The sequence below is a fragment of the Microcoleus sp. OTE_8_concoct_300 genome (assembly GCF_031383065.1).
Lineage (GTDB): Bacteria > Cyanobacteriota > Cyanobacteriia > Cyanobacteriales > Microcoleaceae > Microcoleus.
Map to the genome: position 1 here is coordinate 1 of NZ_JANMZH010000348.1, position 14,708 is coordinate 14,708.

A 14,708-nucleotide genomic window follows, 5' to 3' on the forward strand; every position below is an offset into this window, starting at 1 on the left:
CATCTATAAAATCACTTAATTCTTGTAAATAGTGTTGCTCAGACATATTGCTTTTTTGCCGATTTCCAGTATACAAGTATTATTATACTCCCTAATTATTATAATTTATACAATTTTGCGACTCATTTAGGACTGCTATATCCTATTATGTGATCGTAATCAGTATGAAAACATTGAAGTTCAAGCTATATCAAAGCAAGCGGAATAAACACCTTAAGCGAAGTATCAATGCTGCCGGGGTGATTTATAACCATTGCATTGCACTCCATAAACGGTACTACCGGATGTGGGGAAAGCATTTGAATTGTGCAAAACTTCAATCGCATATTGCCAAACTGAGAAAGCGTAAAGCGTTCTGGCAAACGGTCGGCTCTCAAGCTGTACAGGATATCTGCCAACGCATTGAGAAAGCCTACCAACTGTTTTTTAAGCATCACAAGAAGGGAGTTAGACCGCCCGGATTTAAGAAGGTTCGCAGATACAAATCGTTCACTCTCAAGCAAGCTGGCTACAAATTATTAGGCGGTAATCGAATTAAGATTGGGACTCGCGTTTATCAGTATTGGAATTCCAGAGAGATAGAGGGGACGATCAAGACGTTAACTATTAAGCGCACGACCTTAGGAGAGCTATTTATAGTTGTGGTCGTTGACACCGTTGGAGAGCTTGAAACCAAAGTCGAGACGAGTAGAATCGCTGGCTTTGATTTCGGATTGAAAACGTTTCTCACCTGCTCAAATGGAACAAAAATCGAATCACCGCAATTTCTAAAACAGTCCCTTAACGCTATTAAGAAAGCAAGTCGTCAGCATTCCAAAAAACGGAAAGGCTCAGCGAACCGTCCAAGAGCAAGACTCAATCTAGTTCGCAAGTACGAGGATGTAGTGAATCGTCGCTCTGATTGGTTTTGGAAATTGGCTCACGAACTAACTGATAAGTTCGATATACTGTGCTTTGAGACGTTGAATCTAAAAGGAATGCAACGACTTTGGGGACGTAAAACTTCAGACATTGCGTTTGGCGAATTTCTTCAAATTCTTGAATGGGTTGCCAAGAAGAAACGGAAAGAAGTGGTTTTCATCGACCGTTGGTATCCATCTAGTAAGACTTGTTCACACTGTGGACACGTCCTGAAAGATTTAGATTTGAACACAAGAGAATGGCGATGTCCGTCCTGTCAGAAGGTGAATGATAGAGATGAGAATGCAGCCAAGAATAACTTGCTTGTTTTCCTTGGTGGGGCATCAACCGTTAAGTTAGGTGATGTTAGACAGGCTTCGCCTGCAATTGCTGTCTGAGCTTAGAATCCCCCGTGCTTCAGCCGGGGGAGTATGTCAAGTTAATTCGCGGGTTTCTTTAACGGCAGATTGACTCGATTGAGCTACATAGATACCGGATAAAATCACGACAAACGCCATCAAGTCAAAGAAACCCAAGCGTTCAGAAAAAATTACCCAAGCGAAGATTGAGGCAAGGACTGGCTCGAAAAGCAGCGTGACGGCGACGAACCCTGACGACAGCCTGCTGAGGCTGTAAGCCAAAAGTCCTTGACCCAACACTTGGCACAAGAGGGCTTGCAAAATTACGAAAAACCACCCCATCCAGGAATGGGGAAACAATGTTTCTTCGGCGAGTGCGAGGACGGGAAACGCAAACATAGTCGTGAAGGCGCAGCGCCACAGCAATAAGGTTGCCGTGGTAAATCGTTCTCGTAGCAGTTCTAGCAGTATCAAATACGCAGCAAAACAAACCCCCGATAGCAAGGCCAGGGCATTACCTTGTACTTGGTTAGTGGCGAACTGCACGTCATCCAATCCCATAGCGATCGCTCCCGCCAGTGCCAGGATCATGCCAATGATGAATTTGCTATTGTAGCGCCTACCTAATAACAACCACCCCCCCAAACCGACAAAGAGTGGGTTCAAACCACAAAATAACGTAACGTTGGCAACGTTGGTTAGAGTCAGCGACAAAGACCACAGGAGGAAGTAGGTCGCTCCAAAAGTTCCCAATGCTACCAATAGCCCCAATTCTCGTCTCGTAAAAGGCTTCTGTTCTACGGGTTGGCGATCGGATTTTTGGCGGTCCAAAGCCTCAACTCCGCTCAACAAGCCAAAGACGATGGTAGCGATCCAGCCGCGATGGAATGCTACGGCATTTGAACCTATTTCTCGTTCGCACAGTTTGACGAGGATTGGTGCTAAAGATAGGGGGATCAGGCTGGCAAATAATGAAGCAGTTGCGATCCAAGCAGGTGTTCTGGACGACGGTTGCTGTGCTAATTCCAGTTTGGCTGTCATACTTTTTAGCAAATGTGTTGACATCGAGTTGTGTTGATTTTTTGAGCCAAGTCTTTTTCAGTTGCTTACCGTTGAAACAAACAGTAATGGTGACTACCCGCTCTCTAGGCGATTTTGTGGGAGACGAACAGCAGCTTGGCTAGATACGGCTAGGTATAGACCGATGAGAACTAGGGCAAAACCTACCCAATTCGAGAAACTTAACTTTTCCCAAAATATTGCCCAAGCCAAAATGCTGCTAAATACTGGCTCTAACAAATGTACTAAGGAGACAACCACTGAGGACAAGCCAGCAACGCTATATGTTAAAAGTCCCTGACCTAAAACTTGGCAGACGAGGGCGAGAAAAATGACGAACAGCCATCCATTCACTGAAGAAGGAAAAACCCGCTCTTGAGCGAACACAAGCATGGGCAAAATGGATAGGGTAGCGATCGCACAAACCCACAACTGAATTGTGATGGGGTCAAATTTGGTTCTCAGTTGTTCTACCACCAGCAGATATGCACCCATGAAAACCGCAGAGACGATGGCAGCTATGCCTCCTGTTACCTCACCAGTTGCGATTTGTATCTGCTCGATTTCAATGGCGATCGCTCCGCCAATGGCGACGACCATCCCAATCAGAAATTGGCGGTTAAAGCCTTGACCGAATAACAACCAAGCTCCTAAGCTGGTAAATATCGGGGTAAGATTATGTAGGATTGTCGAGATAGCGACGCTGGTTTGAGTCAGCGACCAAGCTACAAAGGCTAAGGTGGCAGCAAAAAAAGTTCCAGCACCCAGCAATAGCAAAAGCTCCTGACTGGTGTATGAATGCTGTGGAACGGGTTTGTCACCAGAAAGTCTCTGACGTATCGCCTTGTATCCTTGCCACAGCCCGAAGACGACACTACCTAGCCAAAAGCGATTAAATATTGTAGCATTGGGGCTGAGTTCAGATTCACTCCATCTAATGAAGATAGAGCCAAAAGATATCGCGACTACACCGACAAATAATGAGGCGATCGCCATCGTCGTTTTATTGGATTCATTCATCAGGGGTGAAACAAATATAAAACAGAAAAATCTATGATAGGCTGTGAAGCAACTGTGCTTCGTGGTGATCGAGAAGTCTTCTCTAGTAAATCCCGGAGCTAAATGCTTGTTTTAGTTTTTTTATATTTTTATTTTTGAAAGATCGTTCCTTTCATTAATTAACACCTATCTAAAACTATGTCAAGCACCATTTTTTACATAATTTAGGGAGCCGATTTCCAAATGACGACGATCAGCAGTTCTACGTTTCTGTTAGCCATTTTTTCTGCTCCAGGATGGGGTGCTTTTTTGCTTAACTTCGGCATTCTTGGTGTTGTCGTTATTGTTCTCTACCTACTGTTTGGTATTTTGCGGAGGGTTTTCCGTCAGTTTACCTCCGACCTGGCCTTAGTTGCACTCAACGTCTCACAAACGCCGCTGACACTCATTGTGCTGACGATCGGTTTCAAGTTGGCATTGCAGACGCTATTTATCACTCCTACAATTTACATTAGTTGGTTCCAACGAGGCTTGACCGCTTTTCTTGTCCTTCTCGCCGCCTTTTGGGCGGTTCAATTGCTCACCGAGGTTGTGACCTATGCTTTTAGGCAGTATGCCGCAGGCTCGGAGGCAATGTGGGATGATGTTCTGACTCCCATCCTACAAAATGTTCTCCCTTTAATTGTTTACTTAGTGGGTGGACTGCTGTTTCTCCAGGCATTCGGTGTTGACCTCCAAGGTGTGTTAGTTGCAATCGGAGGAATCAGTTTTATCTTGGGGTTTGCGCTAAAAGACATTCTGGCAAACTTCTTCAGTGGGTTAGTCTTGCTCATCGATACACCGTTTCGGTTTGGGGATGTGATAGAGCTAGCCAATGGTAAAAGAGGCGTGATCAAACACATTGGGCTGCGATTAACCGAACTGTATCTCATTGACACGCACTCACAGATTTACATTCCCAATGCCGTGTTTGAAGGGCAGGACATTATTAACCTCAGCCGTCCGACCAATCATTACTACTACACGATCGCCATTCCCATCAAAGCAGATGTTGCCCCGGCCCTAGCCATCTCCATGATTGAAAAAGTCGTGCTGGGACACCCGGATACTATGGGCGAAATACACAAGAAGTTAGAATTAGTTGACGAGTTTTATGGGTACTCTTTACCAGGGGTAAAAGCGCAACAGAAGCGAGAGGCGGGACGGCAACGCTTGTTAGCTGAGTCTGAGGTGAATACTTTACTAGCTGAGATTGAAATCGGTTTGGCGCACCTAGCCGATCTCATCTCCCAATTAGAAAAGAGCGGATTAGATGTAGAGGAGCGGCGAACAGTGCAAGCCTACTATCTGGAACTTTGTCAAAAGATTGGACTGGAATCAAAAAAGTCCGATCGACATGACCGTCGCAGACGCTTGCTCAGTGAAGCTACGGGAACAGTATCCGAGAGTACGTTGATTGGGCTGATACGCCGTTGGTATAAGTACTGGTTGAAAGACCCTGACCTATTTCAAGAAGACCAGCAAACGTTGAAGCAAGAGTGGGAACAGAAGATTGATTTGTTGAAGATCAAAGTCAACAAGCTGTTCTGGGCAATTAGTAATCCCAAAGGGTTAGATACGCGATTAGACGAGCTGGTAAAACGTTTTCGCGAATGGTTGCGAGAAAACTTCAAGAGTTCACGCAATGAATGGCAAGACCCCAAAATCTGGATCAATGACCTGAAGGGAGATTACACGCGAGACACGCTGGTGCGGTTCTATGTCGATGACATCAAGTTGGAACATTGTGAACGGGGACAGCGGATTCTTAGCGAAATGCGGCGTGAGATCGTCTGGCATTTGCGTCAGTCATATTTGTCTAATTGATTATGAGACTGTTGGTAAATTAACAAAGCATCTGAGTATATCAGTCGATCGGATATTCCGTCTCTACGGTATTCTCAAGCCAGCTTCACGCTGAGCAGGGGTGAAAGCAACATTGCAGAAGCTGTTAGACCAAGGCGATCGATCCCCTAAACTCATCCTTAATCTGCAGCCCATCTCAAGAATCTGTTGGTTTGGGAGGGCAAGCAGGTATGAATGGAAGATTTCGGAATTGCTATAAGCCAAGTCGGGTGAGTTTTGTAACATCAAGCGAAAAGTTGCTTCATACCCTGAATCAGCAACGCCACTAATTTAATTTTTTTATTCTGGTGATTTTCCCAGAATATTGGCTGGACAAAAAGCACAGTTTATGACCGTGCAAAGTATACGATCAGAACGGTCTACGATCGCGGTTTCGTGGTAGATTGCTTTTGGTCGTTAACTAATCTCACTTGAAAGTCTCAAACTTCAACGTTAGAAAAGAATCTAAATCCTGTTTAAGGCGTAGTGAAAGTACATAATGAACACTAGAAACTTAGATGACCAGGTAGAAAGTACCGAAAATGGATCGATCGAAGTTACAAGTAAATTCCACGATGCAGCCACAACAACTTCTGTGGCTTCACACAAAGAACTCAATGCAGAACAGCTAGGACGTGTCTACTTTATTCGGCACGGTGAAAGTACCAGTAACGAACGCAACATTTTTGCAGGAGTTCTGGATGTTGACCTCACATCCTTTGGCCGATTGCAGGCGCGCCGTGCAGGTGTTGACCTGAAAAAAAAAGGTACAAAGTTTGACGCAGTATATGTCTCCCACATGAGACGCGCACGGCAAACCTGTGAAATCGCCCTTGCTGAAAGTCAAGCACTAAAGTCGTCCGATACCCCCGTTGAAATAGATCATCGAATTAGCGAGAAATCCTTTGGCATTTTTGCGGGTCGCAACCTAAATTTGCTGCGTCTAGCACTGGGCTACGAAGGGTTCGAGGAAATGTTGCATTCACATAACGAAGCACCTCCGGCTGGCGAAAAGATTGCCGAAGTTTACTCTCGCGCTGCCCGTTTCTACGAAGACAAAATAGTACCGCACTTGGAACGGGGAGAAACAGTTCTAGTAGTGTGCCACCAATATGTATTGGAGCCTCTAGCACTTTATTTAAGCGGTCTACCGCCGACAGCTTATAAACACCTGAAACTTCCCAATGGTAAAGCTCTCAGCGGTGTGGATCTCGTCAAGTTTCGCGATAAGGAATCCGGCGGTGCTGCTTCGCTGCGTAAAGAGATCAACGATCTTTCAATTATGTGGGCGATTTTGATCTATGCCGCCGCCTTTTTGCTGGGAAGCTTGGTAGGGGCAATCACTGCCGGAGCAGGAGCTATTCCCTCACCGCTATTTCGAGCAATAATCGTTACGTGTCTTGCCGCCTCAACGTTTTATACCTACCTAGACATTGACTTTGCAGCGAGTAAACGCAAAGTAACCTCTACTGTGAAGTATCTAGTTTACGGGTGGATGGCAGTGCGATGGGCAGTTGGGCTATTTTTAATATTTTCTGGATTTTTGTATCAGACTGAAGCGGATCTGTACAAAGTTTTGTGGGTGCTGTTTTGGATGGTTCCCCCAGCCCTTACTTCCCCAGTTTTATCCGTGCTTTGGGGCGGTAATCTTTATCCGTCGGCTTTATTGTCAAGAACGCTATCAATCGTTGCTCCACTGGTGCTTCTGGCTACATTGAAGGTTGCCAATTTACCCATTAACGTTGACAGCCTGATCTTTTTCGGCATCATTCTAATTGTAGGTCTGGCAATACCGGGTGCGATCGCCCAGTTTTGGCGCGACCAATCCCCGGTTGAATCAAACCACCACAGTAAAAACTGGAAATTCATCGGAGTGCTTGCTGTCGCATTCATGGCCTTGGCAACAGGGTTTCAGTTTACTCCATCAACCTTCATTTCGGATCTATTTTCTTCAACCGATCCGAACCGCTCCCTAGCCTGTCTGCAACAACTAGCAATTGCAACTTTAGTGTTTGTCTCGATGCGCCTAGTAGCTACATTAACCTCAGTATTTACAAAAGGCAAGCTAAGTAAGGCAGAAGCTCGGGATGCTTATATCCTGCTTGTGAATCCCAACTTTTTCCTTTGGGCGGCTCTTTTCATCGGAGTTAGTGCAACTACAAATCCCGAAGCCGTAAGATATGCAATTTTTTGGGCAGCGCTGGGGTTCTTCTGCATACCACTCATCGAACAGATATTGTTCATGAATTCCTTTGGCAATGACATACTGAGAGAAACACTGCGTTCTTCGAGAGTGGCAACAGAAGATATCAAAAAGCTTTTCCTGCAATTGGATACGGATGGAACTAAGACGCTCGATCGAGCTGAGATTATGGAGCTGTTAGGGCTAATCGAAGATATGACAACAGGCGAACGTAGCTCTGAAGAAGTCAGAAGCTACATCACTGATTATCTGTTTACCATTCTTGACTCCGATAAAAATGGCACTGTCGATTTAGCAGAGTTAGAAGAGTATGTATCAACGTATGGGTTAGTTGCCAACCTGAACGTCATCTCTCCTACTGCATCCCCAGTTGGAGGATAAGTGGCGATCGCCAACAGTTGATACTAATGGATCTGACATAATTTTTGTAAATTATGTCAGATTCCAATTAAATAGAGAAGCAATTTACAGATCCAGTTTCTCCGCAGCCCGTCAAATTTTAGCTTGAAAAACCTAGTTGTGCAATGAACTTGTTAAAAATCAAAATCGGGAGAATGTAGCAAATGTCGCGTTATAAAATTCGAGCAATTATCCTGACAGCAGTCGTTTGTGTTGGCGTGGTATGGACGACTCCAGTGCGATCGCAGGACCAAGATCAAGAGCCAGCTAAAGATGCCAACACTCCAAAGGTGGAACAAGTTGAACCAGAGAAACCAGCCGACCCCAAAGCAGCAACAACTAACAAAGACCTGAATATTCCCGTTGATGAACTGAAAATCCTCCTGAAGCCGCTCACTCTCGAAGAACTCCGAGACGAGGCAGCAGCGTGGATGCTTGTACTCCAACAAAAAGCCCACGAAATCAGCGAAGCTGAAGTTACCATCAAGCGCCAGAATCAAGCCATCAGCCAACAACAAGAAGGCGTTGATTCCCTAGAAAAAGCCAAAAAAGCCCTCGAAGCGGCCGAGCAAGCTCAAAAAGGTGCTGCCCCTGGTTCACCGCAATATCAAGAAGGAACGAAAAAGGTAGAAGAAGCCAAAGAAAGCCTCAAAAAAGCCCAGTCAGCAGTTGAGAAATCGAAAATAACCAAAGCCGAATTAAAACAAGACGAGACATCGAATAAGACGCTGGAAAAAGCTCAAAAAACTGGCCACTTAGAAACAGCCAAACAAACTCTTGATAAAATAAAGGCCGATCGAGATCAGACCGTTGCGGGCTCTCTAGCTTATTCCGAGGCGACCAAAACGATCGAAAAACTAGAAGCAGCGATCAAAGCCTTCGAGTCGGCCCAAGAAGCTCAAAAAGGTGCCGATCCCGATTCACCGGAATACCAGGAAGCCACCCAGCAGGTAGAAAAAGCCGGCGAAGCCCTCAAACAACTCCTCAAAGATATTGGGGTTACTGTAACAGGGCAATCGTCCCAAGAGCGAGACAACACCACAGCCTCCGTTGAAAACACCGAAATTAAAAACAACGGGGAAGAGAACGTTGCTGGTGCCCCAGGAGTCGTCAACAACCAACAGAACCTCCAACAAAAACAACAGGAACTCAAAAAAACGACCGAAAATTTGCAAAAGAGTACCGATGCCGAATCTTCTGCAAAGAACCAACTCGTAGTCACTGTTACCGAACTCCAGTCGGAGCTAACGGCGATCAACGATCACTTTAACGCCATCTTAGAAGAACTGGAGAAAAAAGGTGGCGATCCCAAGCCCTACCGCCAGTACACTCAAGCCGTTATGAGTATCGACGTAGATACCAAAGATACCCAAGGTTTGGGCGTGCGGCTTCTGGCTTGGGGCAAATCTGAAGAAGGTGGGCTGCGTTGGGCGGGCAATACAGGGAAGTTCGTCGGGATTGTGATTGTCTCCATCGTTGTCTCTCAAATCCTCGGCGCGATTCTCTACCGACTGATGAAGGTATTCGGTGGCACATCGAGAATCATGCGCCAATTTATCGTGATGCTCATCAAGCGCGGCGGAGTTGTTGTCGGGTTTCTAGTGGCTCTGACAGCGCTGGAAGTCAGCCTCGGTCCAGTTTTAGCCCTGGTTGGGGGTTTGAGTTTCATTTTGGCCTTTGCCCTGCAAAGCAACCTGGGTAACATAGCCAGTGGCTTGATGATTATGGCCTACAAGCCTTTCGATGTCGGTGACGAAATCAAACTCGGCGAACTCTGGGGATGGGTAGAGTCCATAACCTTAGCTAACACGAAAATCAAAGGTCTTGATGGTCAGATGTTTAACGTTCCCAACAACACGGTTTGGGGCGACACTATCGAAAACCTGAGTCACGCTCAAACTCGCAAATTTACACACTGCTTGCGGATTGGCTTTGAGGAAAACCTGGGTAAGGTGGAGCAATTGCTTGTAGAAATAATGAAATCGCATCCCAAAGTTTTGGCAGATCCAGTCCCCAGCACCCAAGTGTGGAGCATTGAAGACTATTACATCAGTGTCAAGGCCGATGGGTGGGTGAACAAAGAGGATTTTTGGACAGTCCACTCAGACGTGATCCGCATGATTCGGGAACGGTTCTACAAAGATGGTATCCAACTTGCTGCTATCCCCAAAAGTATGGATGTAGCAGAACCAGATAATAGTAATGCCAAAATTCCCGATTTCGTTTCGCAAACCTCTGTGCATCTGGGAGCAGGCTCGGTTTCGGAAAGCCCTACAGATTGACATCTGGTAGGTTGGGTTTTAAGAACAAAACCCAACGCTACATACCAAAACAAAGCTCCAGACCGATTATTCAGGAATTACAGAAACTCAAAGAACGTCGGGACAAATAATCATCAATTATCCCTGCCCCAATCTTTAACAACTCCCCATTCATTAGAAAACCAAATCTACGCTTTTATTTACATCTACCGAGGAAACGCTCTCTGGCAAAAATCGCACGTTTGACCCGAAGTACTATCGCTGGAATATTAGTCATCGGAAACCGGGGCCCAAATGCTGGATCGCATTTGATATATAGCCTTTCTCAGAAAGATGAGGTACGACTGGGCATAGGGCATAGGGCATAGGGCATAGGGCATAGGGCATAGGGCATACCTCACTTTTTTGAGAACCGCTATAGCTAACCGAAGACGATAAGCGCTTAGTCGCCACCGATTACTTCCTTAACCTCGACGACTATGGTAATGTTCTTTATGAAGGACTCACAAGATTCATGTCTATGTGCTTGTAATAATTTTTCGGGCAAGAGTGGGATCTGCTGTTAAATCAACAGCGATCGCTCTGACTAACTGGTTAAACTCCCAAGAACAGGGACTAGAGATATAGGCTGACAAATCAGCTTAGTGCTTTCGGATGAGAAATTAATTGTAGAGGTAAAATGGTAGAAGCTATCAAATTTAACAATAATCAAACCACCACAGCCGATTGGCGACTCACTCCTGGCTACTTGCATGAAGGCAGATCGGATTTTGAATCAGCACATATTTTGTTAGGTCGTTTCTTAGCAGATAGAACCTCAGAAGACCCCTTGGTAGAAAAACAACTATTTGCCAGCGACGGCATTTTTGAGTGGGGACACGCCAAGCCTTTAGAAAAAGTGATTAATTCACGGTCAGACTTGGATTTTCTACTGTTGCATCCCAATTTGTTACGCAACTGTATTACTATCATCGAACCTTGGGAACACGTAGGCGTTAACGCTCTTGGCGAAGATGTTCGGGCTTCCAAAAATGTCGCTTACATTGCTCAGAAAGTCGCCGATATGGACTCAGTATTACTACCTGTTTGGTCAACAGGAGTCCTCGATCCAGAAATAGTTGTTCCCGCAATTAACTCTGGTTATGCAGTGGTAGTCGAAGGCGGCGATCCATCAACATACGATGCCTCCACCTGGACAAGTCCGGCCTGTCCGCGAGAGGATATGTTTGCATTAGTGGAAAAACTATTGATCTCGCGATCGCCCACCAGTGCCCCCGCAATATTCATTTGTGTGGGACACCAGTTAGCTGCTGAATGTCATATACGGCTCATCCGTCGTGCAGTCAAAGAAGTTTTGGGCAGGACCTCTCTGGATCGCGATCGCTCAGGAATGGGTCTGAGATCGTTGCAAGAAGTCAGCCAGCGCATCGAAGCAATGGGCAAGATACTCGAAGTCAAAAAGCGTGATGGACGAGTTGTTGCCAATGGCTGGAATGACGAGCATTTTGCCGTGACGCGCAATGAATTAAAAGAAGTAGGCGATCGTGTGTTGTGGCCTTATCAGTCTCCCGACGGCGATGCCTTGGGTATTCCTTGGGAACTCATTCATGCCCACGATGTAACGGCTGATGCACATGAAGGTGTGATTGACACAACTATTCAATACGAGCGTGAAATATCAATTTCGATGTTTCATTCGGATGAAGTCAACGAAGAAGCAATATTGTTTGCAAACTGGGCTTACCGCAGTATTCATGACGCAATTGTTCCCTATCGGCACATCATCGCTGGAAGCGCTCTGTCATGGCTGATACAACTGCCCGATTCCCTGGAAATCCTTTGTTCAACAGCAGAGGAAGATGGTGAAATAGTTACCGAATGTTCGGCAACCTGCATTAACTACAAAGACTTTGAAACTAAAAAAATTAGACGCTCGTTTACTTGCCAGTTCCATCCAGAACTGCTCTCGGATTTGCGTGCGATCGGTAACAGTGAAGCTCCCTCCTATTCAACTTTAAAAAATGATGATGGTGTCCGCTTATTTGTCCGACTCCTGTATGCGGGAATGCAAGAGTAATGCTATTAGCTTTTGCCACCAATTGCGTCGCGCAATTACTACTTTGAGGGGTGAAGATGGCAATTGAACTGAAACCATCACAGCCACAGATAGAGCAGACACCGAGGGGTGAAGATGACAATTGAACTGAAACCATCACAGCCACAGATAGAGCAGACACCAGGTGCGATCGCACAGCGACTCCAAGGGAGTATTGGACTAATTTCGTTATTTCTGGCAATCCTTGCCTTATCCTTTGCCGCCATCTTCATCAGATTGAGCGAACGGGAACTCGGTCCGGTTGCGACAATATTCAATCGCTTCTGGGTAGCCACTATCATTTTAGGATTAGGGAAGGTGTTCGAGACCTTGAGGGAAAGACACTCCCACGACTCCTTGCTCCAAAAGCAGCATTACACAATCAGCGATTTAGTCTTGTTGCTAGTAATGAGTTGTTTTTTCTCAGGCACATTAATAACCTGGGCTTGGTCACTCACCCAGACAAGTGTGGCTAACTCTAATCTGCTGCATAACGTAACCCCGCTGTTCACGACTCTGATGGGATGGCTGTTTCTCAGTCAATGTTTTGAGGGCAAATTCCTCATTGGTATGGTAATCGCCATCAGCGGATCAATCATAATTGGACTTGGCGATTTGCAGGTAGCGAGTGATAACTTCACAGGTGACTCCCTTGCCATGCTATCTGCCGTCTTTTCTGCAGCCAATCTGCTGACTGTAGAAAAACTTCGAGCCAAGTTTTCAGCGACAACGATACTTTTGTGGTGTTCCTTCTTCGGGGCAGTGTTAACTTTCCCCATCGTTCTGCTAACGGAAGATGTACTTTTTCCCTATTCCTGGGCTGGGTGGTTAACAATAATTGCCCAAGCATTAATCTGCCAAGTTTTGGGTCAAAGCCTTCAGGCTTATAACCTCAAAGGATTTTCTTCTGGGTTCGTTTCCGTGTTCTTGTTGCTCGATCCAGTGATTACTGCAATACTTGCTTGGATAATCTTTTCGGAAGAGTTAAGCCCTCTGAACTGGTTGGCTTTTTCTGTAGTTTTGGCAGGCATATACATCGCCAAGCTTAGTCAAGGAGCTGAAAAATTAACGATTCCGGAAAATTAAAATTATTTTTGACTGATGTAATACTTTTCCTACATTTTAATCTTTCACCCTTGATTATTCAAGTTCTATAACTTTAGGAGGATGCTTTTATATATTTTTTGACAAAAAAGCTTTATAGTTTTTAGGGAAGCTCACTTACATAAAGTCTTCTAATATAGCGGTTCTTGGGTAGATTAAGTACACAATTCTACTTAAAAAACTTGATAGCACAGGGTTTCGGGGTACTACATATTTCCGATCGAGGCTAGATTATTTTTTAAATGGAGCATAGAGGCATGATAAACACCATAAACATTGGTGACGAACGGCTAGCCGAATTTGAGCGCGTCTTCAATTTGTTTGATGCAAATGCTGATGGTTCGCTAACACGCCAGGAAATCACAGAAGCCCTGGAAGTGCTTGGTCAGGGCATTTCCATGGGCGATCGCGCCAACCTGCTCGATCGATGATCCGATCAAGCAGGAGTCGTGACGCGGGATTCCTTTATCGAATGGATGGCAAGTCGCAAAGATTTGGATATTGCAGCGGACCTACGGCAGATCTTCAATTTGATCGATACCGACAAGAGTGGCAAGCTGTCGGCTGAGGAATTGATTGAGATCGTTCGCTGTTTCAACACAACAGCGACCAACTCCGAAATCCAAGCAGCCATCAAAAAGGCAGATATAGACGGCGACGGCGAGATTGATTTCTAGGAGTTCATCGCCAGCGAGTCCCTGTGGTCAGACCTCAAGATCACCATCGGTGCATTGCGTAGCTTCAAGAAAAGGCGTTGCTGAACTATGGTATGATGAAGTTGTCCTCCGAGCTTCAAAAATAACACACATTTAAAAGCAATATTATGCAATGCCCTGAATGTAATTCAACTCATATCAATAAAAATGGTCACAAAAAAGGCAAGCAAAATTATATTTGTGTTCCCTGCAAAAGACAATTTATAGATGATTATAAGCCTCAAAAAGGATATCCAAAAGAAGTTCGGCGTGAATGTCTAAAAATGTATGTTAATGGCCTGGGTTTTCGAGCAATTGAAAGAGTCAAAAATGTACATCATACTACAATTATTAATTGGGTAAAAGAAGCCGGGAAACTGTTACCAGATTATTACGAACCAGAAACAACTCCCGAAGTGGGAGAATTAGATGAATTACAAACATTTGTGGGTTCAAAAAAAACAAAACCTGGCTGTGGACAGCGGTAGACCATTTTAAGCCAGGTATTTTAGGATGGGTTTTAGGCGACCATAGCGCCAAGACTTTTGAACCACTATGGGCGGAAGTTAGTAAATGGAAATGCTACTTTTATGTAACAGATGGCTCGAAAGTTTACCCAAATTTTATTCCGGAGGGAGACCAGATTATTAGCAAAACCTATATGACAAGAGTTGAAGGTGAAAATACAAGACTCAGACATTACTTGGCTCGGTTAAAAAGAAAAACTCTTTGTTATTCTAAGTGTGAAAA

Annotated in this window: 10 protein-coding genes and 1 pseudogene; 9 read left to right on the top strand and 2 right to left on the bottom strand. The window is 45.1% G+C overall.

Translation table 11 applies throughout. The features are described from left to right. Positions 1-164 precede the first annotated feature (164 nt). Positions 165-1,298: an RNA-guided endonuclease InsQ/TnpB family protein gene (locus tag ACUVJL_RS15805; protein ID WP_445246715.1), complete on the top strand. Its 1,134-nt coding sequence runs from the start codon at positions 165-167 to the stop codon at positions 1,296-1,298. A gap of 36 nt (positions 1,299-1,334) precedes the next feature. Here the strand turns inward: ACUVJL_RS15805 and ACUVJL_RS15810 are convergent, their stop codons facing one another. Together ACUVJL_RS15810 and ACUVJL_RS15815 are read right to left on the bottom strand one after the other, a co-directional pair. Then, positions 1,335-2,300, bottom strand: coding sequence for a DMT family transporter (locus ACUVJL_RS15810; protein ID WP_445246716.1), 966 nt, complete (start codon positions 2,298-2,300; stop codon positions 1,335-1,337). A gap of 93 nt (positions 2,301-2,393) precedes the next feature. Further along, positions 2,394-3,338, bottom strand: a complete 945-nt coding sequence (locus ACUVJL_RS15815) for a DMT family transporter (protein WP_445246717.1) — start codon at positions 3,336-3,338, stop codon at positions 2,394-2,396. Positions 3,339-3,560: 222 nt separating this feature from the next. Between ACUVJL_RS15815 and ACUVJL_RS15820 the strand changes: the two genes are divergently transcribed. The 8 genes and pseudogenes from ACUVJL_RS15820 to ACUVJL_RS15855 form a co-directional block, all read left to right on the top strand. Then, positions 3,561-5,183: a mechanosensitive ion channel family protein gene (locus ACUVJL_RS15820; RefSeq protein WP_445246718.1), complete on the top strand. Its 1,623-nt coding sequence runs from the start codon at positions 3,561-3,563 to the stop codon at positions 5,181-5,183. Between the two features lie 517 nt (positions 5,184-5,700). Next, the gene (locus tag ACUVJL_RS15825) at positions 5,701-7,785 is read left to right on the top strand and encodes a histidine phosphatase family protein (protein ID WP_445246719.1); all 2,085 of its coding nucleotides are present in this window, start codon (positions 5,701-5,703) and stop codon (positions 7,783-7,785) included. A gap of 182 nt (positions 7,786-7,967) precedes the next feature. Continuing rightward, positions 7,968-10,085 (top strand): mechanosensitive ion channel domain-containing protein, encoded by a 2,118-nt coding sequence (locus ACUVJL_RS15830; protein ID WP_445246720.1) that lies wholly within the window; start codon positions 7,968-7,970, stop codon positions 10,083-10,085. Between the two features lie 658 nt (positions 10,086-10,743). Beyond that, positions 10,744-12,141, top strand: coding sequence for a hypothetical protein (locus ACUVJL_RS15835; RefSeq protein WP_445246721.1), 1,398 nt, complete (start codon positions 10,744-10,746; stop codon positions 12,139-12,141). Between the two features lie 114 nt (positions 12,142-12,255). Next, positions 12,256-13,245, top strand: coding sequence for a DMT family transporter (locus tag ACUVJL_RS15840; protein ID WP_445246722.1), 990 nt, complete (start codon positions 12,256-12,258; stop codon positions 13,243-13,245). Positions 13,246-13,520: 275 nt separating this feature from the next. Continuing rightward, positions 13,521-13,694, top strand: a complete 174-nt coding sequence (locus ACUVJL_RS15845; protein WP_445246723.1) for a hypothetical protein — start codon at positions 13,521-13,523, stop codon at positions 13,692-13,694. Positions 13,695-13,712: 18 nt separating this feature from the next. After that, positions 13,713-13,940 carry an EF-hand domain-containing protein gene (locus tag ACUVJL_RS15850; protein ID WP_445246724.1) on the top strand — a complete coding sequence of 76 codons (228 nt, stop codon included), beginning with the start codon at positions 13,713-13,715 and terminating at the stop codon, positions 13,938-13,940. Between the two features lie 146 nt (positions 13,941-14,086). After that, positions 14,087-14,708: pseudogene (locus tag ACUVJL_RS15855) on the top strand (IS1 family transposase); the annotation flags it as partial.